This is a genomic window from Planctomicrobium stercoris (assembly GCF_051465655.1).
Lineage (GTDB): Bacteria > Planctomycetota > Planctomycetia > Planctomycetales > Planctomycetaceae > Planctomicrobium.
On record NZ_CP195791.1, the window covers coordinates 2,778,569 to 2,802,489 of the forward strand.

At 56.9% G+C, this 23,921-nt stretch carries 14 protein-coding genes and 1 tRNA gene; 10 read left to right on the forward strand and 5 right to left on the reverse strand.

Annotated elements, in window-relative coordinates:
• Positions 1-42 precede the first annotated feature (42 nt).
• The 6 genes from SH661x_RS11365 (at position 43) to SH661x_RS11390 (ending at position 11,235) form a co-directional block, all read left to right on the forward strand.
• Positions 43-2,829 (forward strand): PSD1 and planctomycete cytochrome C domain-containing protein, encoded by a 2,787-nt coding sequence (locus SH661x_RS11365; protein WP_437231031.1) that lies wholly within the window; start codon positions 43-45, stop codon positions 2,827-2,829.
• A gap of 65 nt (positions 2,830-2,894) precedes the next feature.
• A complete protein-coding gene (locus SH661x_RS11370) occupies positions 2,895-4,382 on the forward strand; it encodes a DUF1501 domain-containing protein (RefSeq protein ID WP_437231032.1) in 1,488 nt (495 codons plus the stop codon).
• Positions 4,383-4,735: 353 nt separating this feature from the next.
• Positions 4,736-5,890 (forward strand): twin-arginine translocase subunit TatC, encoded by a 1,155-nt coding sequence (tatC, locus tag SH661x_RS11375; protein ID WP_437231033.1) that lies wholly within the window; start codon positions 4,736-4,738, stop codon positions 5,888-5,890.
• A 106-nt stretch (positions 5,891-5,996) separates the two neighbouring features.
• Positions 5,997-6,338, forward strand: a complete 342-nt coding sequence (locus SH661x_RS11380; protein WP_437231034.1) for a rhodanese-like domain-containing protein — start codon at positions 5,997-5,999, stop codon at positions 6,336-6,338.
• 382 nt (positions 6,339-6,720) lie between these two features.
• A complete protein-coding gene (locus SH661x_RS11385; RefSeq protein WP_437231035.1) occupies positions 6,721-9,753 on the forward strand; it encodes a PSD1 and planctomycete cytochrome C domain-containing protein in 3,033 nt (1,010 codons plus the stop codon).
• 54 nt (positions 9,754-9,807) lie between these two features.
• Positions 9,808-11,235, forward strand: coding sequence for a DUF1501 domain-containing protein (locus tag SH661x_RS11390; protein WP_437231036.1), 1,428 nt, complete (start codon positions 9,808-9,810; stop codon positions 11,233-11,235).
• Positions 11,236-11,304: 69 nt separating this feature from the next.
• Here the strand turns inward: SH661x_RS11390 and SH661x_RS11395 are convergent, their stop codons facing one another.
• Positions 11,305-11,646: a hypothetical protein gene (locus SH661x_RS11395; RefSeq protein WP_437231037.1), complete on the reverse strand. Its 342-nt coding sequence runs from the start codon at positions 11,644-11,646 to the stop codon at positions 11,305-11,307.
• Between the two features lie 178 nt (positions 11,647-11,824).
• Positions 11,825-13,483 carry a formylmethanofuran dehydrogenase subunit A gene (locus SH661x_RS11400; RefSeq protein WP_437231038.1) on the reverse strand — a complete coding sequence of 553 codons (1,659 nt, stop codon included), beginning with the start codon at positions 13,481-13,483 and terminating at the stop codon, positions 11,825-11,827.
• An 830-nt stretch (positions 13,484-14,313) separates the two neighbouring features.
• On the opposite strand from SH661x_RS11400, the gene SH661x_RS11405 reads away from it, so the two are divergent.
• The 3 genes from SH661x_RS11405 to SH661x_RS11415 all read left to right on the forward strand — a co-directional run bounded on the left by SH661x_RS11405 (position 14,314) and on the right by SH661x_RS11415 (position 19,301).
• Complete coding sequence (locus tag SH661x_RS11405) at positions 14,314-17,346, forward strand: vitamin B12-dependent ribonucleotide reductase (protein WP_437231039.1); 3,033 nt, start codon at positions 14,314-14,316, stop codon at positions 17,344-17,346.
• A gap of 40 nt (positions 17,347-17,386) precedes the next feature.
• On the forward strand, positions 17,387-17,578 hold the full coding sequence (locus tag SH661x_RS11410) for a YjzC family protein (RefSeq protein WP_437231040.1): 192 nt from the start codon (positions 17,387-17,389) through the stop codon (positions 17,576-17,578).
• Positions 17,579-18,501: 923 nt separating this feature from the next.
• Positions 18,502-19,301 (forward strand): IS5 family transposase gene (locus SH661x_RS11415; RefSeq protein WP_437221910.1). Its coding sequence is split into 2 segments (ribosomal slippage): positions 18,502-18,841 and positions 18,841-19,301, totalling 801 coding nucleotides; the frame shifts between segments, so codons are not numbered across the junction.
• A gap of 85 nt (positions 19,302-19,386) precedes the next feature.
• Here SH661x_RS11415 and scpB read toward each other — a convergent pair.
• A complete protein-coding gene (scpB, locus tag SH661x_RS11420) occupies positions 19,387-20,160 on the reverse strand; it encodes a methylmalonyl-CoA decarboxylase (protein ID WP_437231041.1) in 774 nt (257 codons plus the stop codon).
• A 29-nt stretch (positions 20,161-20,189) separates the two neighbouring features.
• A complete protein-coding gene (locus SH661x_RS11425; RefSeq protein ID WP_437231042.1) occupies positions 20,190-21,344 on the reverse strand; it encodes a CaiB/BaiF CoA transferase family protein in 1,155 nt (384 codons plus the stop codon).
• Between the two features lie 1,357 nt (positions 21,345-22,701).
• Here SH661x_RS11425 and SH661x_RS11430 point away from each other — a divergent pair.
• Positions 22,702-22,775: transfer RNA gene (locus SH661x_RS11430), tRNA-Pro, on the forward strand.
• A 91-nt stretch (positions 22,776-22,866) separates the two neighbouring features.
• On the opposite strand, the gene SH661x_RS11435 is transcribed toward SH661x_RS11430, so the two are convergent.
• Entirely contained in the window at positions 22,867-23,895 is a 1,029-nt protein-coding gene (locus SH661x_RS11435; RefSeq protein WP_437231043.1) for a tyrosine-type recombinase/integrase, read from the reverse strand.
• Between the last annotated feature and the right edge of the window lie 26 nt (positions 23,896-23,921).

Consider the following 23,921-nt stretch of genomic DNA (forward strand, 5'->3'; position numbering starts at 1 on the left):
GAGAGACGCATCAACACTTGCTGACGAAGCCCGGATGCTGGAATGCTGAACGCTGCGAGAACTTTCCTCCTGACTGTCGGAACATTCGCCAGCCTGCAATCACTCGCGCAGGCTGTCGATTTTGTTCATGATGTTCGCCCGATCCTGCAGAAGCATTGCTATGCCTGCCATGGGCCCGAGAAGCAGAAGAGCAGTCTCCGACTGGATATCAAATCCGAAGCATTCAAGGGAGGCGACGCCTACGGTCCGGGAATCGTTCCTGGCAACGCTCAGGAAAGCGTCTTTATCCAGTTCGTTTCGGATCCCGATGCCGACTTGCAGATGCCCCCCGAGGGACGACTCTCCGAAGCAGAAATTCGCACTCTCACGGAATGGGTGAACGACGGGGCGGTCTGGCCCGACGGAGTCGATACCGCAACGCTCGTTGACAAGCTCGATCACTGGTCCTTTCGCAAGCCCGAGGTTTCTCCTCCTCCGCATGTCCGGAATGAATCGTGGTGCCGAAACGACATTGATCGATTCATTCTGGCGAAGCTTGAAGAGTCGGAATTTCAGCCCGCTGATGAAGCGTCCTCCCGGATCTGGTTGCGACGCGTGACGTTTGATCTCACCGGCCTCCCGCCCACTCCGGAAGAATCTCTCAACTTTCAGCGGGAATTGCAGGATCCGAACACCGCAGACAAAGCGTACGAGAACGTTGTTGAACGGCTTCTGCAATCTCCACGATACGGCGAACGCTGGGCGCAGCACTGGCTGGATGTCGTCCGATATGCGGACACTCATGGCTTCGAAGTCAACACCGAACGGCCTAATGCCTGGCCCTATCGCGACTATGTCATTGAATCATTCAACAACGATACGCCATATGATCAGTTTGTGCGTGAACAGATTGTGGGAGATGCCTTCGGCAAGGATGCTGCAACGGGATTTCTGATCACAGCCTCGGTACTGCTGCCCGGACAGATTGGCGCGGATGAACCCTCGAAGCGGCTGGCCCGACAGGATTCCATCAATGAGATTGTCACCAACATCGGACAGACGTTTCTGGGGCTGAGCATCGGCTGCGCGCGGTGTCACGATCACAAGTTCGATCCAATTTCGCATCACGATTACTATTCGATGCAGGCGTTTGTCGCTGGTGTGGAATACGCCGACCGCGAGATTGGAGCTTCCGTCTCAGCAGAGGTCACTCAGGAAGTTGCCGGCCTGCGAACCCGTCTTCTGGAACTGGAGCGTCAGCTCACGGCATTCATTCCGCTCGCATCGGCAGACCAGCACCGTCCTGCAGTGAATGCCCGCATCAACACGGATCGATTTGCACCGGTTTCTACGAAACGACTGCGTTTCGAAATTCTGTCGACCAACACCCTGGAACCGTGTCTCGATGAACTGGAAGTGATCAACACTGAAGGCATGAACGTGGCCCTGGCTGAGTTCGGGACGCAGGTGAAGTCTTCGGGGGACACCACCGTTGTCGGCGTCCATGAACTCAGACATGTCAACGATGGTCAGGTCGGAAACACTCACAGCTGGATGTCGAATGAACCAGGTAAAGGCTGGATCGAGCTGGAGTTTCCTCAGGAACAGGTGATCGAGAGGGTCAACTGGGGTCGGGACAGGACGTCTCAATACAAAGACCGGCTGGCAACGACATACCGAATTCAGGTGGCCGACGCCCAGGGGAACTGGATCACGGTGTCCGATGAAACAGATCGATCTCCCTATACTGCCGACCAGGATCCAGCGCTCTCGCCCTATGGGGCGGAACTGGAGGCAGATGCCCGTTTCAAAGAGGTCCTCGATCAGCAGATCCAACTGACTGACAAGATCGCTCGATTGCAGGCTAGACAACTCGCGTTCTGTGGCACTTTCCGCAATCCCGACGAGATTCGACTTCTCACCCGAGGCGATCCCGAACAGCCCAAAGATGTCACTCCCCCCGCCATCCTGAGTGCGTTCAGTTCAGTGAAACTTCCGATGGAGACCGCTGAACAGGAACGACGCAGGATTCTGGCCGACTGGATCGCGAGTCCCGATAACCTGTTCACTGCTCGCGTCATGGCCAATCGAATCTGGCAGGGGCACTTCGGAACCGGACTCGTGGAAACGGCCAGCGATTTCGGAAGATCGGGCATGGCCCCGTCCCATCCGGAACTGCTCAACTGGCTGGGAGCCAGATTCGTCCAGGACGGATGGTCTGTGAAGCAGATGCACCGGCTGATCGTGCTTTCCGCAACCTATCGGCAGTCTTCGAAGTTCAATCCGGAAGCTGCCGCTGAGGACGCGAGTGTCCGGTTGCTGTGGCGGTATCCGTTGCGGCGGCATGATGCGGAAACGATTCGGGATTCCATTCTCGCCTGCAGCGGGCGATTGAATCTGAAGATGGGGGGGCCCGGTTTCGATCTGTTCAATCTTCGAGGAGGACTGAGCGGATTCATCCCGGTGGAGCGGTTTGATCAGGAAGGACATCGCCGCATGATCTACGCCCACAATGTGCGCCGTGAACGGGACCCTGTCTTCGGTGCGTTTGATCGTCCTGATGGAGGCCAGAGTATGGCCCGACGTTCAGAATCGACCACTCCACTGCAGGCACTCAATCTCTTCAACAGCCAGTTCGTGCTGGATGAATCGAATGCCCTGGCAGAGCGTGTCCGTCAGGAGGCGGGGGGCGACGCCGAGCAGCAGATCATCCGCATCTGGCAACTGATTCTGGGTCGCAATCCGACAGAAGAGGAACTCGCGGATGCCCGGGTCATCGCGAGTGAACATGGAATGGCGATGAACTGTCGCGTTCTGTTCAACAGCAACGAATTTCTGTTTATGCCCTGAAGCTTCCGTTTTACTTTTCAGAACTCACAGCGCGAGCGCGTGCATTCGCTTCGTCCGCATTAAAGATGCACTCACTCGTGCTTCGTGCTCTGGTGACCGACTTCATTGTCGCAAAGGTTCAAGTCATGCTTCACCGACGTGATTTTCTTGCCCATGCCGGGTCTGCACTTGGTTCGATCGCTCTTCTGGATCTGTTGAATCAGAAGGGGCTGCTCGCCTCCCAACAACCGGTCATCGACCCGGCAAAACCCTATGCGCCCCGGTCGACTCATCATCCGGCGAAGGCGAAGAATGTCATCGTGGTCTTCTGTGCGGGAGCTGTCAGTCAGCTGGAAACCTGGGACTACAAACCAGAGCTGATTCGCATGGACGGTCTACCGCTGGAAGGGGGGCCTGCGGTCACCTTTCAGGGCCCAGCCGGGAATCTGGCTCGACCGCAGTATGAATTCCGCCCGCATGGCGAAACCGGGAAGATGATCTCGGATCTCGTCCCTCATCTGGCTCAGTTAACCGACGACATTGCCTTCATCCACTCGCTCACCAGTTCGAGTAACACGCACGGACCCGCTGAGAACTTTCTTTCCACCGGATTCGTTCTGGACGGCTTTCCGAGTATCGGAGCCTGGGTCAGCTATGCCCTGGGGAGCGAAAATCAGAACCTGCCTGCCTTCATTTCCATTCTCGATCCTCGTGGTGTTCCGCAAAACGGGTCCAACAACTGGGGGCCGGGATTTCTGCCTGCAGCATTTCAGGGAACAGTGCTCGGTGCCAAGGACCCGGTGAAGAACCTTCTGCCCCCGGGGGTTTCGCCTGGCTCGGATCTTGCTGTCCGGGCAGCTCTCCAGCGCATGAACCAGCGGCACGCACAGCAGCATCCCGGAGATGATCAGTTTCTGGCTCGGATCGCCAGTTATGAGCTAGCGGCCCGGATGCAGTTGAGCGTGCCGGACGTCATTGATTTCACAAAAGAGCCAGAACATATTCTCCGACTTTATGGGGCCGACGATACGACCAATCCGCTGAAAGCGGCGTTCGCCAAGAACTGTATTCTCGCCCGGAAGCTGATTGAAGAAGGGGTGCGGTTTGTTCAGCTGTTCAATGGGGCCTATGCCAGCGGGGGTGAACTGAACTGGGATGGCCATGGTCAGATCAAACAGCAGTATGACCGGCATGCGATGATCATGGATCAGCCAGTCGCCGGTCTGATTCGGGACTTGAAGCAGCGTGGCCTGCTAGAAGAGACACTGGTGGTCTGGTGTACGGAATTCGGCCGCATGCCGATGTTCCAGAAAGGGGCCTTTGGACGAGACCATAACCCGGACGGCTTTACATGCTGGATGACGGGGGCGGGAGTCAAGCCGGGGGTCAGTCACGGTCGCACGGATGATCTCGGCAAGAAAGCGGTCGAAGACGTCCATCCCCTGTACGACCTCAACGCCACAATCCTGCATCTGCTGGGGCTCAATCACGAACAGCTGACCTACGAGCACAACGGGATTCAGCGCAGGCTGACCAACGTGGAAGGTCACGTGATCCGGGAAATCCTGGCGTAAAAGACTCCGGGGCTCATTGCCTCCGCGACTTTCATGAGGCGGTTTCATCACTGGGAGGGCGAGGCTCCTGCCGAGCCTCAAACCGGTGAACGCGTGGTCTTTTATGCGGCTCAGCAGGAGCTTCGCCCTCCCGAATCGCGATCACAAAGGGTTATGAAGCCAGCTCATGACTCAGATTGGGGTCCCCGGCGGGTTGTCTTCTCTCGTTGCAACTCCTCCGGGGGCGTTCTATGATAGTTCGCTGAGCTGCTCACACCGCCTGCCGCTGCGGGCGAATCGGGTGGATACCGTTGCTGCCGGTGGCATAGGAGCCGGCAGCGTTCGCAATTTTCAGGTATCCGCGGATTTTCTTGATGAAGAAGCCGACAAAAGACTTGTTTGACGACTCCACGATGTCCTTCGGGGAGCATCTCGAAGCACTGCGTGTGCATCTCATCCGGGCCATCTTCGGGCTGGTGATCGCTGCGGTGATCTGCCTGTACCAGGGCGAAAAGATCGTCAATTTCATCCGCCGCCCGATTGACCGGGCGCTTCAGCGGCACGCGGAAATTGACGTTCAGGACGATACCAAGGAGATGAAACAGGGCTGGGACAAGTTTCGCGAAGACATGGGCATCAATACGTTCATTGAACTCTTCACCGGGACCAAAGCTGAGCAGAAAGCGGCCGAAAAGCAGCTGAAGCAGGATCTGGCACGTGAAACCGATGTTGCGGCCGGGGTCGAACCGCACAAGTCTCATCCTGATTCGATCGTGGTGCGGGTGGGAGTGGACGAACTCGCGCAGGCACTGCACACCAGCGATCCGGAGAGATTTCCTGCACCACAGAAAAATCCAGAGGCAAAAGCCAAGGCGTCCGCACCTCGAATGGTCAACCTGACTCTGCATGCCCCCGAGTTTGCACAGTTTCAGGCGACGGTCGAACTGACACGGCAGGCCGTGACGCTCAACGTGCAGGAAGCCTTCATGACCTACTTGAAAGTCTCCCTCGTGGCAGCGGTGATCCTTTCCAGCCCGTGGATCTTCTATCAGATCTGGCAGTTTGTCGCTGCGGGACTTTACCACCATGAGCGGAAGTACGTGTACGTCTACGGATCGATGAGTCTGGTCCTCTTCCTGACAGGAGCCCTGTTCTGCTACTACGCGGTGTTTCCGTTCGTGCTGAACTTCCTCCTCGGGTTCAACTCCGCCCTGAAGATTACTCCGCAGATCCGGCTGTCCGAATGGATCAGCTTTGCGGTGGTCCTGCCGCTGATGTTCGGGATCAGTTTTCAACTGCCGCTGGCGATGCTGTTTCTGGAGCGGATCAACATTTTTCAGGCCAGCGTTTACCGTGAACAGCGCCGCATGGCGATTCTGGTGATCGCAATCCTTTCAAGTATCCTGACACCGGCCGACCCGATGAGCATGCTGCTGATGATGATTCCACTCATCTTTCTGTATGAACTGGGGATCAAGCTGTGCCTGTGGATGCCAAAGAGCAGTCCGTTTGATGTGGAACCCGCTTAATCCGTTTGTGTGTGTCATCGAATTCCGGCAGCTGGTCGTTCTGATGCCGTGTTGATTGCCCCCGGAACCGTATCCGTCCTAGAAATCCCCTGAGATCAGGTTCATCATGACTACTTCAGATCTTCCCATTGAAGTCGACTGCGAAACTGTCCGCAGTCTGCAGGCGGACGGCGAGCAATTCCTGTTTCTGGACTGCCGGGAACAGGATGAATATGACGTTGCCAGGATTGAAGGTGCGGTGCTTCTGCCGATGAGCGAGATGCAGAGCCGGGTCGATGAGCTGGAATCTTCCCGCGATGCCCGGATCGTCGTGCACTGCCATCACGGCGGTCGCAGCCTGCGGGTGGCGAACTGGCTTCGCAATCAGGGGTTTTCGAAAACGCAAAGCATGGCGGGAGGGATTGACGCGTGGTCTCTGCGGATTGATCCCGAGGTTCCCCGATACTGATCGACGAAGATGAGCAGCGGTCAAGAATCGTCTTCAACGGCGATTCCGTCCAGTAGGCCAAACGTTTGCAGTGATGCAGCGTTTTGTCTCTCGGCACTTCACGTCCCCTTTAACGTTGCGCGACACCACAATCGTGGGACGACGGTCAATGACTGCGAATGATCGTCGATAAGTAGCCCTGGTCTCGATATATTGCAGTGCAGGTATGTTGACTGGAGTGGCATCAGATACGGACAATCTCAGGTCGAATCGGATGAGTTTCGCACTCGGGCTCAGTCTGGTTCAGTAGCCCAGTCGTTCCATGAATGAATGTTAGACTCCTGAAAAGTCTCACGCAGCGTGGAAATGTCGACGTAATTTGCGATGAAGAGATTCGATCAAGATGACGAACCGTGCTTCAAAGAACTGGATTCTGATTCTCGTCACCGTCCTGCTGACACAGTCGCTGGTCAAAGCGGATGACGGCCCAGTCAGTTTCAGTCGCGATGTCCGGCCGATCCTCTCCGGGCGGTGCTTCAAGTGTCATGGCTTCGACCCCGGGACCCGGGAAGCGGGGCTGCGGCTCGACACCCGGGAAGGACTCTTCTCGGAACACAATGGAGAGCATCCCTTCGTCGCGAAACATCCGGAACAAAGTGCTGCGCTGCGTAGAGTTCTCAGCGACGATGACGATGAACGGATGCCACCCCCATCGGCGAAGAAGGACCTCACTCCGCGCGAGAAAGAGATCCTGCGGAAATGGGTTGAGCAGGGAGCGCCCTGGGAACCGCACTGGGCCTATATCCCACCCCAGCGTCCGGACGTCCCGTCTCCGCAAGGGGATGACTGGTCTCCGCATCCCATTGACCGTTTCATCAGGCAGCGGCAGGTGGAAGTCGGCCTGACTCCGTCACCGGAAGCGGACCGATACACCTTGATCCGCCGTGTTTCTCTGGATCTGACCGGACTTCCTCCCACTCCGGAAGAAGCGGATGCGTTCATCCAGGACACCGACCCGGCCGCTTATGAAAAGCTGGTCGACCGTCTGCTGGAGAGCCCCGCCTACGGAGAGCGCTGGGCAAGGAAGTGGCTTGATCTGGCCCGCTATGCGGACACGAACGGGTACGAGAAAGACCGTGCGCGGACGATCTGGCCCTATCGAGACTGGGTCGTGCAGGCACTCAACGCAAATATGCCGTTCGATCAGTTTACGATTCGGCAGATCGCGGGAGACCTGCTGCCGGAGGCGACTCAGGCAGACCGCATCGCCACCGGGTTTCATCGAAATACGATGCTCAACGAGGAAGGGGGCATCGACCCGCTGGAGTATCGGTATTACGCAATGGCCGACCGTGTGGCAACCACCGGCATCACGTGGCTGGGACTCACGACAGGATGTGCCCAGTGCCATGACCATAAATACGACCCGATTTCCCACCGGGAGTACTTCGGGATGATGGCATTGCTTAACAATGCGGACGAAGTCGAACTTCCTCTTCCGGAAAAAGCTCAACACGATGACTCAGTTGAACGGGCGGCGCGTGCCCAGGAGCTTCTGAAGGGACTGCCGGATCAGTGGCCCGTGAAGACTGCCGAAGCAGCTGAAGCAGCACCGTCCCCACGTGAGGCTGCCGAAGCAGCCTTTCAGGAGTGGTACGCCCGGGAGAAAGCCCGCGCCGCCACGTGGACCACATTGCAGCCAGTCAAGTTGACGTCGAACCTGCCACTCCTGACCGATGAAGGAGATGGCGTCATCTTTGTCACGGGCGATATCACCAAGCAGGATCAGTATGTCATCAATGCCCAATGCGGAGTGAAAGGGGTCACAGCCATCCGGCTCGAAGCACTCCCGGACGTCCGTCTGCCCGGCGGCGGGCCCGGGATGACTTACTACGAAGGGAACAAGGGAGATTTCTTTCTCACGGAGATTCGCCTTCAGCAGCAAGGGATGAACATTCCCTTCAAGGGAGCCTCCTTCAGCTACGGCGGAAACCAGTTCGGACCGAACTCCGCTGGCATGCCGACAGCGATTGATGGTGACCTTCAGACGGGATGGAGTGTCGACGGGCGCCAGGGAACATCGTTGACCGCCATCTTCACTCTCCCTTCCCCAACGGATCTGGACGACATTTCCATCGAACTGAATTTTGGCCGGCATTTCGCAGCATCGCTGGGGAAATTCAGACTCTCCGTGACGACGTCTCCCGATCCGGTCGCTCTCGATCTCACTCCCGAAGCGACTCAGCTTCTGGCTCAGGAAGTCCTCTCCGAGGAAGAGATGTCGAAATTGCGGCAGGCGTTCTTCCTTCAGGCTCAGGAACTTTCGAAGTCGGCTGGGGAAATTCGTCGCCTGATGGCACCCTCGCCGATGCTGACAACTCTGGTCTTTCAGGAAAGGCCCGCTGGAAACCCCCGCCCCACCTACCTGCATCACCGCGGAGAGTATCTGCAGCCCAAGGAACAGGTCCCGCCAGTCACCCTGGCGTTTCTGAATTCCGTTCCCGAGGGGACTCCTTTAAACCGTCTCACGTTCGCAAAGTGGCTGGTCGCCCGAGACAATCCATTGACAGCCCGTGTGGTCGTGAATCGGCAATGGGCCGCGTTGTTCGGACGGGGGCTTGTCTCGACGGTGCAGGACTTCGGGTTTCAGGGAGAACCTCCGACCCACCCGGAACTGCTCGACTGGCTGGCCGTCGAGTTCATGGAGAGCGGTTGGAACATGAAACAGCTGCACAGATTGATTGTCACCAGCCGCACCTATCGGCAATCCTCCGTCGTGACTCCGGAATCCCGCGAGCGTGACGCTGCGAATCTGTGGTTGTCTCGCGGTCCCCGCTTCCGACTTGAGGCAGAAATGATCCGGGACACCGCATTGAGTGCGAGCGGCCTGTTGTCGCTTCGGGTGGGTGGTCCGCCGGTGAAGCCTCCGCAGCCGGAAGGAATCTCTGAAGCAACCTACGGCAGGCCGAAGTGGGAGGCCAGCACCGGTGAAGACCGCTATCGACGGAGCCTGTATACGTTCCTCAAACGAACTGCTCCGTTTGCCATGTATTCCACTTTTGATGCTCCCAGTGGCGAGGCATGCCTGGCTCAGCGGGATGTTTCGAATACGGCACTTCAGGGCCTGACGTTATTAAATGACCTGATGTTCATTGAAGCGAGCCGGGCGCTGGCTCAGAAGGCTGTGAAGTTGACTGGTGATGATCGTGCAAAAGCCGAACGGCTGTTTCGACTGGTGATGACTCGTCCTGCGGAACCGGCCGAACTGGATGATCTGGTCTCGTTCGTGGCTCAGCAGCGTACCGAGTTCGCCGATCATCAAGCCGAGGCAGAAACCTTTTCGGGCTCAGCCGGAGAAGACGCCCCCCAGCTCGCAGCCTGGGTCGCATTGGCTCGTGCCCTTCTCAGCCTGGATGAAGCTGTGACACGGAACTGATCCCCTCCCCCGCCCCTTCCCGCCGAACCGGTTCACCTTTCACGGAACTCCACTATGCCTGCCCCCACGAACATCGCCCGTCGGTATTTCCTTCAGGACTGCGGAATTGGTCTAGGGAAGATGGCGTTGGCGGGATTGCTGGCGAATGCGACGCCCTTGTCGGCCCGTGCAGAAACGAGCGAAGGCCCGCTCGCGGTTCGACCGTCTCATTTTCCCGGGAAGGCCAAGGCGGCAATCCAACTCTTCATGGCGGGAGCCCCCAGTCAATTGGAGCTGTTCACCCCGAAACCGGAGCTGTCACGGCTGGAAGGGAAACCGCTCCCCCCATCGATCATCGGCAATCAGCGTTATGCTTTTATTCGTCCGGATGCGGCAGTGATGGGGGGCCGATTCCCGTTCGCTACACATGGAGAGTCGGGAGCAGAACTCTCTTCCGCCCTGCCCCATCTGGCTGGAGTTGTCGATGACATCTGCCTGATCCGCAGTGTGACAACGGACCAGTTCAATCACGCTCCCGCACAGATCTTCTTCAACACCGGGTTCTCACAGCCCGGCCGCCCGACCATCGGTGCCTGGACACTCTATGGCCTCGGGGCCGAAACGCAGAATCTCCCGGCGTACATCGTGATGAGTACAGGGTCCGGTCTCTCCGGAGGGAGTGCCCTGTGGTCCAGCGGGTTTCTGCCGACGATCTATACCGGCACACGGTTCCGCAGTTCCGGACCGCCGATTCTGAACGTGGCCAGTCCCCCGGGTGTCTCCGACGAGCTGCAGCGGGAGACCTTTGATTTCATTAACAGGATGAACTCACGCCGACTGGCTGCGGTCGGCGATGCGGAAATCTCGACGCGAATTGCCTCGTTTGAAATGGCGTCGCAGCTGCAGACGAGCGCTCCAGAGCTGACAGACCTTTCATCGGAATCGAAGGAAACGCTGGAGATGTATGGCTGCGATCCGGCAGTACCGTCGTTCGCCCGCTCGTGCCTGCTCGCAAGACGCATGGTGGAACGGGGAGTGCGATTCGTTTCGCTGTTCCACGAAGGTTGGGACGCTCACAGCGATGTGGAAGGTTCGACGAAGTCGAATTGCGCGGCCACCGATCAGGCATCAGCGGCGCTGGTCAAGGACCTGAAACAGCGCGGCCTGCTCGACGAAACACTGGTCATCTGGGGAGGCGAGTTCGGCCGCACCCCGATGGTGGAAACCAACCCTTCGCTGGGAAGATCACAGGGGCGCGACCACCATCCTCAGGCCTACACGATGTGGCTGGCGGGAGGCGGAATCAAACCTGGGATCCAGTACGGCCAGACGGACGATTTCGGGTTTCACATCACGGAAAATCCCGTCCACGTGCACGATCTCCAGGCGACGATCCTGCACTGCCTGGGCCTCGACCATGAACGGCTGACCTACCGCTACGCAGGCCGCGATTTCCGCCTGACGGACGTGCATGGAAAAGTTGTCACGGATGTCCTGGCATAACTCGGGAGTGCGCCCGCAGACCCATACGGCGGCAAGCCTCGCGGGACGTTCGTGCGGAAGAACTGACGATTACGAAAACAGGTCGTTCAACGTTCCCTGTGGGATCAGCTGGCCAATGGTCCAGCGTCCGACCTGATGAACTTCCTGCCGGGCGACTTTTCCTTTCTGAATCGTTTCCGTTTCTTCCAGAATGCAATCCGCGTCCCGGGGCAGTTTTCGGATGCCATGCACATCCTTCTCAGGGTCCGGGAACAGCAGCTTGCGTGCGATTTCCTCTTTGGTCCCTGTCGGATCGGGGTCTGCGGTCAATCCCTGCAGATGTCCGGGAATTCTCAGCGAATACATGCGACCTCCTGTGAGCTGGTCTGTCTGGATTGCCGACGGGAGTCCATCGAAGATGGTCGTCAGCAAGGCAGGATTTCTCTCTCATTTCCGTGAGAGCACATCAATGCGGATTGTGCTGAGCCGCACGCGTGAAATGTGCGGCGAATCACGTGTGATGTGCTCGAGATTCTGAAGCTGATCTCTTCACGAGCAACTTTCAAACACATTGAAACTCAACTCAGGTACTATAGCAAGATCATTCGGTTCAGGGCGTCGTACAGGCCACTTGCACGGCAGATCCAAGAAATTCTTCTTCGATCGGATAGTTAGAAAACCGCAAAGAATAATGGTCGTTGAACCAATCCTCGACATGCGGGAGGCATCCGGCATCGAAATCGGGGCTGACATGCAGGACGTTTCCGATGCTGGAGCTGCGCAGCTCTCCAAGATCGACGACCACTTCCCCGTCACGGATCAGATAGCGGGGAAGTTCGAACATGCGTTGAACATCAATATCCGGCTGATACAAGGTCACGTCGCCGTCGGCCCCGGGACCGAGATGCCCCTTCTGCCGCAGCCCCAGAATCCGCGCGGGAGCAGCCCGGGTAATGATGGCGATTTCGTAAAGGGAATACTGCCGGGTGATCTCGCTGAGCGTGCAGAAGTTTTTCACCGCGGGAGGAAGTTTCTGCAGCATCTCATCACGGAGATTCCGGTCCATCAGCAAGGCGATGATCTGTGGATACGCCAGAAAAGCACCGCCGTTGGGGTGATCGGTGCTCATCGCAATCCGCCAGGGATCCGCCGCCAGCAGGTACCACTCCAGGCCAATCGCCCACTGCAGGGCATGCACCAGCGACTTGTTCTTGTAGACGATGGGGGAAACGCCGCAGCCGGCCTCCATTTCGACATCCGCGCTGTACCACTTCGCCCCCAGAACCTTGTGCAGGAAGTATCCCAGCGGGCCGTCGCCGGTCATGGACGTCGTCTGTCCAAACATGACCTGACCAACGTCAACGGTCAGATTGGAGTGGGAATTCACGTAGTCGACCAGTTCCGGGACTTTGGAGCAGAACGTCGACTGATCGTCGGCGTCCCCGCCGTAGCTGTGAAACTGAATGTGCGTCAGGTGTCCGCGATGACCTTCCAGTGCCCGCATGGTTTCCAGCGTCGTGGTCCAGTTTCCCGGCATTCCGAGGTTATTGCAGTGCACGTGCACCGCATGCGGAAGTCCAAGAGAGTCGACCGTGCGTGAGATTCCCTGCAGGATCTGTCGAGGTGACACATTGAAATGAGGAACCGTGTCATCGAGTGAATGAACCGTTCCCCCAGACTGTTTCCAGACTTCGACACCACCCGGGTTGACGATCTTCACCCCGTACGCCTTGGCGGCGCCGATGACCCAGCCGATGTAGCTGCGGACTCGCTCCTCTTCTCCCAGTGCCAGTTGCTGCATCACATACTGGTTATTCCCCAGCATGACGTAAAAACCTTTGTCGATAATGGGGGTGTCCTGCAGCTCCTCGTGAACGTGCCGGGCCGAAAGAGGAGGAATCGCCGCATCGAAGGCCGCCGTGTACCCAAGCCCGGCATAGAGATAGCCGGTCGCAAAGGTGCTGGGGACGCTCCCGACGGTTCCGGAGCGGAAATTGCCATGTTTCTTGAGCGGAGCAGAGGTTCGTTTCTCCTCAGGCCGCATCTTGCGGGCGGCATTCACTTTGGAGCCGGCGATATGGCAGTGCATATCGACTCCTCCCGGCATCACCACCAGGCCCGTGGCGTCGATGATTCGATCCGGCTTCAAGCTGTCGGTCGGGGGGGCTTGGATGACCTTCCCATCCTGAATCCACAGGTCCCGCACTTCCCCGTTGATTCCATGTGCCGGGTCATACAATGTGCCGTTGGAGATCTTCAGAAGCGACATAGGAAGCGATCGTCACGAGACCATTTTTGATTTTACATTCAGTGATCGGCAGGCGATTGTATAGACTTTTGTGCAGTTCTACGCCTGAATCCCGCACACAATTGTGCAGGCTCCTCCGGTGTGAGAAACGGGCTCCGTTTCGCATTGAAGCGGGTGGATTCAGACGTGTTCAGCGTCCTGTCACGAGGGGAGCGTAACAGACTCGAATGGCGGCTAGAAGACCAGCGGCGGGACTCGAAGTGTTGTTGAAGATGTGCCTCATCAAAAAAGGATCAGGCGGAAAAATCTACTCATTCTGCGCAATTCAACAGCGGATCAAATATAAAGCATCTTTCGGTGGTGACAGACTTTACGGTGACGGTCCCTTTCGTGTAACGACCTGAATGGAGGCAGGTGCCGGGGGCTCTTGAGCTGCTGATTTCTCGCATCAACAATTCTCAAAAATCGTTAACCACTGAGAGTCTTTGTCTTTCGCCAAATCCGTCTCGAATTTCGAAGATGACTCTCTGAAAACCGATTGACATTAGGACCGGTTCGTTTATATTCGCCGAACCAAATCTTCACAACATCTTGCGTTTCTTACGATGGCCTGCACAATGAATTGTGCAGATAGAGGGGAATCTCTCCCGATTCGGCTGGCTTTCGGCTCTTTTTCATCCGATACTAGTATCGTCTACAGGCGTTCAGTGCACATGTGTATCTGCGTTGGGTGCTGCGCGCGTCGGCAAATCGGCATGTTGTTCAGGGTTTGAGTGTTGAGTGATGCCGCGGCGTTGCGGCTGGAGTTTGTGGGAACTCTGTTCAAATGAACTTGTAAGGAGCCGTGCACGATGCACACTTCAAAGGGAATTGCTTTGAATCAAACTGCTTCGAGTGCGACCGCCAAGTCGCCATTGTCAATCGATCCTTATTTCTGCCCGGTGGGAGTCGATCCGTTCGACACGGTGGAGTGGGATCTGCGCACGGCGCATATTAAAGATGAAAACGGAAAGATCCTCTTCGAGCAGACTGACTGCGAAATTCCCGCAGAGTGGTCGCCGCTCGCAACCAACGTCGTCGTGTCGAAATACTTCTACGGCGAACCCAACACCGATGAGCGCGAGCACAGCGTCCGTCAGGTGATTTACCGTGTTGCCCGGACGATTGCGGACTGGGGAACTCAGGATGGGTACTTCAAATCCGCAGAAGACGGCGAAAACTTCTATCGCGAGCTGGCCTGGCTGTGCCTGCATCAGCACGGGGCGTTCAATTCCCCGGTGTGGTTCAACGTCGGCCTGTACCATCAATACGGAGTCAAAGGTTCCCAGGGGAACTACCACTTCAATCCCAAGACGAAGGTGATTGAACGGCCGGAAACTCCTTACGAATACCCGCAGGCCAGTGCATGCTTCATTCAGTCCGTGGATGACACCATGGAAGGGATCATGCGGCTGGCGACCTCCGAAGCAATGCTCTTCAAGTTCGGATCCGGAACCGGGACCGACCTGTCGACCATCCGCAGCTCGAAAGAAAAGCTGTCCGGCGGCGGAACACCGTCTGGCCCGCTCTCCTTCATGCGTGTCTACGACCAGATTGCCGCTGTGGTCAAGTCCGGTGGAAAGACCCGCCGTGCTGCCAAAATGCAGTCGATCAAAGACTGGCATCCCGACGTCATGGACTTCATCCAGTGCAAGACGAAGGAAGAAAAGAAGGCTCACACCCTGATCGCCAGCGGCGAGTACGACTCCAACTTCAACGGAGAAGCGTATTCGTCCATCATGTTCCAGAACGCCAACCTGTCGGTACGGCTCTCTGACGAATTCATGCAGGCTCTGGAGAATGACGGCGACTGGACCACCCGCTGGGTGACCGATCCGACCAAGTCCGGACCGACCTACAAGGCCAAGGAAGTCATGGCCGCCATGGCTCAGGGAACCTGGCAGTGCGGGGATCCCGGCGTTCAGTACGACACAACGATCAATACCTGGCACACCTGCAAGAACAGCGGACCGATCAACGCCAGCAATCCGTGTTCGGAATACATGTTCCTGGACGACACCGCCTGCAATCTGTCCAGCATCAATCTGAAGAAGTGCCTGAAAGAAGACGGAACGTTCGACGTGCAGCGGTTCCGCCGCGCCTGTGCGATCTTCCTGACCGCTCAGGAAATTCTGGTCGATCACGCCAGCTATCCGACTCCAGCCATCGCAGAGAATTCTCATCTCTTCCGTCCGCTGGGTCTGGGCTACGCCAACCTCGGCAGCCTGTTGATGACCATGGGAATTCCTTACGACAGCGATGCTGGCCGTGGAATTGCCGGAGCGTTGACCGCACTGCTGAACGGACAGGGTTACCTGACCAGCAGCCAGATCGCAGCCAACATGGGACCGTTCGCCGGTTACCGTGAAAACGAGCAGTGCATGCTGGACGTGATGCAGATGCATCGCGATGCCGTCGAGAAGATCAGTCCGGCCTGCCCGCCGTATCTTCGAGACGCCGCCCGACAGGTCTGGAACGAGTGCCTGCAGTCGGGACGTCGTCACGGATACCGCAATGCCCAGGCCACGGTGCTCGCTCCGACTGGAACGATCGCCTTCATGATGGACTGCGACACCACCGGGATCGAGCCGGATATCGCCCTCATCAAGTACAAGCAGCTGGCCGGCGGGGGGATGCTCAAAATCATCAACCGCACCGTCCCGCACTCGCTCAAGACGCTGGGGTATGACGAGCCGCAGATCAAGGGGATCCTCGATTATCTCGAATCTCACGAGACGATCGAAGGGGCTCCTGAGCTGAAGCCGGAACACCTTCCGGTCTTCGACTGTGCGTTCAAGCCGGCCAACGGAACCCGCACGATTCATTGGAAAGCTCACGTCGGAATGATGGCAGCGGCTCAGCCGTTCCTGTCCGGTGCGATTTCCAAAACCGTCAACATGCCTTCCGACTCCACGGTCGAAGACATCGAAAAAGCCTACGTCGAAGGCTGGAAGCTCGGACTGAAGGCTCTCGCGATCTATCGTGACGGCTCGAAGCAGAGCCAGCCGCTGGCAACCAAGAAAGAAGGAGATCGCAAGGCTGGAACTTCCGCCGCCGGCGACGCTCCGACACTGGTTCGACGCCGCCTGCCGGACACCCGCCACTCGCTCACCCACAAGTTCTCCGTGGGTGGACATGAGGGTTACCTCACGGTCGGCCTGTTCGAAGACGGCAGCCCGGGCGAACTGTTCATCACCATGGCGAAGGAAGGTTCGACCATCGGTGGACTGATGGACGTCATCGGAACGGAAACGTCACTGGCCCTCCAGTACGGCGTGCCGCTGGATGCGATGGTGAAGAAGTTCAGCCATGCCCGGTTCGAGCCCAGCGGATGGACCACCAACCCGGATATTCCGGTCGCCAAGAGCGTGGTGGACTACATCTTCCGCTGGCTGGGGATTCAGTTCATCAACGGATTCCGTGAAGCGAATACTCCCAAACGGGATGATTCGGACTCCGGAGGCCACGAAAATTTTAACGCTCCCTCTTCGCATGATGCGAAGGGGGTGACCAGCACGCAGGCTGCGAAACCTCAAGCGGCAGAAAGTGCAAAATCCCCATCCACAGCGGTGAACCGGATTGCCGGCGAGCCGAAGAAGAACGGCGAGAACGGCCATTCCAACGGGAACGGTCACAAGAACGGAAACGGGCATAAGTCCGTCGAAGTGCAGCCGTCTGCCTTCATCGATTCGTCAACGCTCAGCACCCAGCATTCCTCCAGAAGCGAGCAGTTTGCCCACTTCCAGTCGGACGCCCCCGCATGCGACAGCTGCGGAGCGATCACGGTGCGAAACGGGAACTGCTACCTGTGCCACAACTGTGGTCAGAGCATGGGATGCTCGTAGAGTTTTTTAATTCCGTTTGTATGTTCTTTGGGAGTTTTGTATGCCGAAGCACAATGGATTAAAGCCAGGTCAATCCGCTCCAGCCTCTGGTCAGTATCAAGAACGAGGACCTCGAGGAGGGAAGGGAAGAGAAGTTACTGTTCCCCGGGGCCACAACCTGCCCCCAACAACTCAATCAGGTTCGACATACAACCTGGTAGACCGGACAAAAAACGAGGCGGGTAAAAAGTAATTCAAAAATTGCAGCCCTCGAGAACAAGTTTGTTCTCGAGGGCCTTTTTTATTTTTTTACTGGGAAAAGAATTATGACAAGTTATAGAAACTTAGGGGGTGATTCTGGAATCACCGATTACGAATTCCATGATGACGGTATTACCGTTCGCTTTAGAGATGGGTGGCACTATCACTACAGCAATCAGAGTGCAGGAGTGCATGACATTGCTCGTATGAAGTCGCTGGCTGTTGCAGGAAGCGGATTAAATAGCTTTATCAGTCGCGAAGTCAGAAAGGGATACTCGAGAAAATGGAGGTAGTTGTGAGCGTGAGGTTCGAAGATGCCCTATCAACAACTCGCTCCTAATCTCAAATCCCGACTCGCAACGTAGCTCCAAAATCGGCTCGATGAGACAGGTCTTTGTGACGCTGCGTTACCCCAGAATCACTGGTGTTTGGAGGGTGTGGTGAAGGTCGCGACGAATTCGGTCGTTCGTGGGAGAGATTGTCCCGGTGACAGCTCGCCTCCGTTGTCATCAAGCGACCGCAGACCCACCGGGCGAAGATCACGTCGCCCGGGTTGGCGGGTCGGCGGTCGACGTTTTCTGCAATTCGAACCTGGATTCCTGGCACAGTCCATTCTCCCTTTGTCGACCTTGACACCACCCCACGGTCACTCTGCAGAGACCGTCTCTTGCTCGACCGTCGGTCGCAGGCTGTCACCAAATAGCATTTTCTCACGTTTATCGAAATCGCCATCTCCCTTGCACGCAAATCACTTGCTTACGCTTCGTGCTCTGATGTTCTGCCACCAATACTGAATCTTGATCAACAAAAGTTCGCGTTGATGCCGTGTCCTTAGAGGTTCCGGACAAAACTAATGTTGGCATGGTTTGAAAATTTTGGGAAGGTCTGGTTTTTCCCGTTCACGGAGGAACTGATATGGCCACCCGATTGCTGAGTGATGACTTGTGGGACGAGATCGAGCCGTTCTTTCCGACTTACGAGTTCTCTGTCAAAGGCGGCCGACCGCCAGCGGAGAACAGGACCGTCTTCACCTGCATTCTGTTCGTGCTCAAGACCGGCATCGCCTGGGAGGACCTGCCCTTGGAACTGGGGTGTTCCTACAAGACCTGCTATCGACGTCTCAAGCTGTGGATCGACCTGGGAGTCTTTCAGGACATTCATCGCCACCTCCTCACCGTGCTGAACGCAGCCGGGCGTCTGGAACTGGCGGACGTGCTCGTCGATGCCGGATTGATCAAGGCCCCGTTGGGAGGACAAAAACCGGACCGAATCCGACGGATCGTGGTCGCTGCGGCAGCAAGTCTCACCTGATGACCACTCACAATGGGATTCCGCTGGCGAACATCCTGACGGCCGCCAATGTTCATGATCTGAAACAACTTCTGCCACTGGTGTTTCTGAGGTACCCGAAGATTGGTGGCAAGCGGGGACGCCCCCTGGATTGCCCACGGAGTGTGACCGCCGACAAAGGCTACGACTGCCAGGCAACTCGGGACCTGCTGGGACTGGCTGGCATTGAGACCTTCATTCCCAAACGAGGTCAGCGGCAGGACTCGTCTCTGGGTGCGACCCGCTGGCCGATTGAACGGACCATCAGCTGGCTCAAACAATTCCGCAGGTTGCGGATTCGCTGGGACAGGCTGGAGGAAGTGCACCAAGCGTTCCATGACATCGCCAACTCGCTCATCACCTGGAGATATCTCATCGCTGAATAGGTTTTGTCCGGACGCCCTTAATCCACGGTAGGACGATGTACTGCGTTCACTTGGTTTGAACCGGTCTCCGCTTCGACTACCGAGTCTATTGCCCTTCGAACTTCGGTTCCCGTTTTTCATGGAAGGCACGAATCCCTTCCTGATAGTCCTGGCTTTGATAGACGGTCTGTCGGAGTTCCTGAACTCGCTCGAACGTCTCCGGGGTGAGCGGTGTCGCCAGGGCCAGCAGTCGCAGCTGTTCCTTCACCGCCGAGAGCACAAGCGGAGCTTTCTGAGCCATCAAGGTGGCCATGTCGTAGGTGAACTGTTCCAGCTGGGCGGCTGGAACGAGGTGATTCAATATCGCCCACTGCGCAGCCTGTTCGGCATGAACCGGAGCTGCGGTGAAGAACATCTCCTTGACGATGTTCAGCGGCAATCGCTGCATGAAGTGCAGGAGACCTGCCGTGTTGTAGGCCAGTCCCAGGTTGGCCGGCGTGATGGCAAACGAACTTGTTTCATCGCCGATCACGACATCGCAGCTGATGACCAGATCGGTCGCGCCGCCCCAGACCGACCCGTGCACCATCGCCAGGACCGGTGCTGGAAACGTGGTGATCTCCCGCAACAGACGCTCCAGAGGATCTGAATACTGCAGCGGATCTTCCCCTTGCGGGAGTTCGTTAATGTCGTGTCCGGCCGACCAGACTTTGGCGTCGGCAGCGGCACGCAGGACGACCGCCCGCACGCCCGCTTTTCGAAATTCGTCAAGGGCACCGATTAACTCCTCGATGAGGGCATGGCTGAGCGCGTTGCGTTTCGCGGGTGAATTCAGGGTGATCGTGCCGATCGAATTGTTGATCTGGCTGAGAACGTACATGGGAAGCTCCGCAGGAGATGCCGAAGGAATTACTTCAAAAAATCGAGGATTGCCTGCCGGTTGCCGTCGACTTCTGGCGGCGGAGTGTGAGTCTGCCGTTCCTCAACACCTGAGAGCTTGATGGGATTCCCCACGACCTGAAGGTCTCCGATGACCGGGTCCGGGATCGATACGATCATCTTCCGGGCTGCCACCTGCGGGTCGCGGGCGACTTCAGCCACGGAATTCACAGGTCCGCATGGAACTCCGGCCGCGTTCAGAATCTCCAGCCAGTCGCTGGTGGTCCGTTTACGGAGCGTCTTTTCCAGATCCGCTTCCAGCTGATCGACATGCGAATGGCGGAGTGCATTCGTCTTGTAATCAGGATTCTCGAGGAGATCAGGACGGCCCAGTGCCTGAGCCAGCAACGCAAAGAGATGATCATTCCCCGCAGCGATCACCAGGTAGCTGTCATGCGTGGTATACACCTGAAACGGAGCGATCTCCGGATGCCGTGAACCTTGCGGCTGTGCAATTTCTCCCAGGCGAAGATACGCCGTGAGTGCAGACTCCATGAGCGGCAACTGACAATCCAGCATGGCGACATCCACTTTGACGGCCCCTCCCCCGGCCTTGCGTTTGTACAGGGCGCTCAGGAGACCGATGGTCAGGTACAACCCGGCCGAGAGATCGCCGATGGAGACTCCGACTCGGGTGGGTGGTCCGTCCGGCTGGCCAGTCATACTCATAACACCGCCCATTCCCTGCACGACCATGTCGTAAGCAGCCCGATGGGAGTCTGGCCCCGTATCTCCGAATCCCGAGGCGGCCCCATAAATCAAATCGGGAAATCGGGCGTGCAGAACATCCCAGCCGTACCCGAGCTTCTCCATCGTGCCGGGGCGAAAGTTCTCCACGAGAACGTCAGCTTTCGCGGCTAGACCCTCGAAGATAAGGCGATCAGCCGGATCCTTGAGATTTAAAGCAATGCTTTCCTTGTCATAATTGATCGACGCGAAATACAGCGACTTACCATTGGCGAAAGGTCCGAAGGCACGTGAGTCATCACCGGTTCCGGGGATTTCGACTTTGATCACCCTCGCGCCCAGCTGAGCGAGAATCATGGTGCTGAAGGGACCCGCCAGCACACGGGACAGGTCGAGAATCGTAACGCCGTCCAACGGAAGTGAAGCTGCAGTCTGCATCGCTATCCCTCTCAATCCTGTTAAAGCCCCGCTCTCATGAGTTGCTCCGCGCCAGCAAACCTCATCAGCACGTCACCGGAGTGCGTGGGGCGGTTTCCCCGTCGCAGAATGTAAACGTTGCTGAGGAAACGAGAAAGCCAGCAGCTCCAAAACATGCGGTTGGCTGCGTTTTGAGGCTTTGGTCGGGAGGGCTGCCCTGCCCTTACTGATAAAACTCGAGAGTTCCGAATTCATTCTTAAGACAGTTTAGTGCCGCGAATGTACTGATTCCCTCGAGACCTATTCAGAAACGATGTGACGTAAACATCATCTGACTGGGAGCCAGGGCAACGTTGTCCGCTTCTTCGTGCAATCGCTTTTATGAGCTGGTTTCATAACCCTTTGTGATCGCGATTCGGGAGGGCGAAGCTCCTGCTGAGCCGCATAAAAGGCCACGCGTTCACTGGCTTGAGGCTCGGCGGGAGCCTCGCCCTCCCAGTTATGAAACCGCCTCATGTATTCGCATTGAGGAGGGGCTGAACTGGACACGGACGGATCACGGTTCCGTCGCTGGCTGCCGTATGCGATCTGGCAACCTTAGCGCCGGGGGACAAGACTCGGTGGAGGCTCGATATTCGAGAGTCGTCACACGGTTTTGTCCTTTGAACCTGAGTCGCTGATGTACTCCTGGTCCCGCAGAAGCGATCATCACTGGAAAGAGATTCAACCAAACCGAGTTGTTTCTGAAGTCCTGTCGACCTGTGCCAAATCACTTGGATGGTCTCTGACAGAGACTGTTTTTCTGACTGTTCAGACTTTCGTCTCCGAGTGCTCCGGGATGGCATCTCCTTCCGGGAGATCCTTCCCGCGGTGTGACGGGGTTCAATGAGTTACGCCCCTTCATACCGCGGCTTCCCAATTCCGACCGAATACATCTCATCCTGTCTCAACTGACATGCAGAGAAACGCAATTGACCCTTTTGAAGTCAGAATCAAATCGTGCCTCCCGGATGGAGAAAGCTCGCCCGGCATCCTGTCGCAGCGATTCGATTCCCGCTCCCGCCCTCGCAGCCGGTTCCGGAAAAGCAGCCTCTTCCTGAGAACATCGAAGTGCACAATTCTGCCGCTTTGAACCTCAGTTCCTGAAGCTCAGCCCTTTCCCTTGACGATAGGCCACCTGATCGACCATAGTGCCGCAGGCAATTCGACTTGAATTGAAGCACCAACCCTTTCCGAGACCACTTGGAGAGAGTGGAAGTTCAATCACGTCGAAGGTTTTGGAAAAACTGAATCCGGATCGTAAGAAGCCCCCGTTCGGCGGCCCTCCCCCACTTACACCGTTCCGCTTCAAAAATCTTCCAAAATCCATCCAATCCATCGGGACGTAGCGCAGCCTGGTAGCGCGCTTGACTGGGGGTCAAGAGGTCGCGTGTTCAAATCACGTCGTCCCGACTAGCGTAAGAGCCGCAAGCGCAATCGTTTGCGGCTCTTTTTGCTTCTGGTTGAATCTCCAGATAGTGGTAAGTGTCACTAAAAGTGTCACTTACTCGAAATTCCGCCATAGTTCATCGGCGATGTCGTCCGCTTCATGGGAAACGTAGAACTCCATTGTCGTCTTAATGTCAGCGTGTCGCATCAGTTTTTGCAGGACTGCCGGCCGAACCTTCAGACTCCAGCGTGTTCCGAACGACCGCCGAAGATCGTGAGCCGTCGCATGCTTCTTCCCGCCCACCTTGACGTTGGCCTTCGCCCCGATCGCTGAGACAACCCGCATGACCTTGTCCTGCTGGTAGCCACCAGGCTTAAAGACGACACCATAGCGATCCTCTGGCGGGGTCTGAAGAAGCCAGGTCGCAAAGTCCGGAGTCATCGGCAGCAGCTCGTCACGCTTCGCCTTCTGGCCTTCCGACTGGATTTTGAATCGCGGACGCCTGCCGTAGAGATCGACAGAGAAATCAGAGTCGTCATCCCAGGACAGAATCAGGGATTCACTCAGCCTCAACCCAGAGAGCCACAGGCCAGTCAGGTACCGCTGCCAGTCCTGAAAATCGTCAGGGCGTACGGACTCGGCTGTCGAGAGCATTCGCTTGAACTCTTCATTAGAGATCGGGCGACCCTTCATTCGGCTCTTTGTTCTGGCGTGCTTGGGGAGCTGTATTTTCGGGGCAGCTCTGATCAGGTCGATTTCCGCAGCCCATGCCAATGCTGCCTTGAAGTGCTTCAGGTAGGTGCGGATCGTTGACTCTTTGATGCCGTTCGCTCGCAGGCTGGACTGAAACCGGCTGACTACTTCAGGGGTGATTCGGCTTATCAAAATTTCCTTGCCGATGATCGACTCAAAATGCTCAAAGACTGAATGCATGGTCGCGGCATACCCTGCCGACAGGCCAGTCAGTTTTTCGTTCTCCAGCCTCTCCCGAAACTGTTCAACCGTCAGTCGGGAAGGGGCCTTCCATGTTCCTTCGTTGAGTTCCTTTTCCCACTTGCCGGCCTCTCGCTCCGCGTCCCTCAGGACAACCTTTCCTGTCGATCTCGCGTGTTCAGTCCCGGTCTCCGGGTCAATGTACCTCATGTACAAAAACCTGCGACCTTTCTTCC

Bases quoted from the DNA above. Each gene is read 5' to 3' on its own strand.
- scpB (WP_437231041.1), bottom strand. From the start codon at position 20,160: ATGTACGTTCTCAGCCAGATCAACAATTCGATCGGCACGATCACCCTG.
- SH661x_RS11380 (WP_437231034.1), top strand. From the start codon at position 5,997: ATGACTACTTCAGATCTTCCCATTGAAGTCGACTGCGAAACTGTCCGC.
- SH661x_RS11400 (WP_437231038.1), bottom strand. From the start codon at position 13,483: ATGTCGCTTCTGAAGATCTCCAACGGCACATTGTATGACCCGGCACAT.
- SH661x_RS11425 (WP_437231042.1), bottom strand. From the start codon at position 21,344: ATGCAGACTGCAGCTTCACTTCCGTTGGACGGCGTTACGATTCTCGAC.
- SH661x_RS11435 (WP_437231043.1), bottom strand. From the start codon at position 23,895: ATGAGGTACATTGACCCGGAGACCGGGACTGAACACGCGAGATCGACA.
- SH661x_RS11385 (WP_437231035.1), top strand. From the start codon at position 6,721: ATGACGAACCGTGCTTCAAAGAACTGGATTCTGATTCTCGTCACCGTC.
- SH661x_RS11370 (WP_437231032.1), top strand. From the start codon at position 2,895: ATGCACTCACTCGTGCTTCGTGCTCTGGTGACCGACTTCATTGTCGCA.
- SH661x_RS11410 (WP_437231040.1), top strand. From the start codon at position 17,387: ATGCCGAAGCACAATGGATTAAAGCCAGGTCAATCCGCTCCAGCCTCT.
- SH661x_RS11390 (WP_437231036.1), top strand. From the start codon at position 9,808: ATGCCTGCCCCCACGAACATCGCCCGTCGGTATTTCCTTCAGGACTGC.
- SH661x_RS11405 (WP_437231039.1), top strand. From the start codon at position 14,314: ATGCACACTTCAAAGGGAATTGCTTTGAATCAAACTGCTTCGAGTGCG.
- SH661x_RS11365 (WP_437231031.1), top strand. From the start codon at position 43: ATGCTGAACGCTGCGAGAACTTTCCTCCTGACTGTCGGAACATTCGCC.
- tatC (WP_437231033.1), top strand. From the start codon at position 4,736: ATGAAGAAGCCGACAAAAGACTTGTTTGACGACTCCACGATGTCCTTC.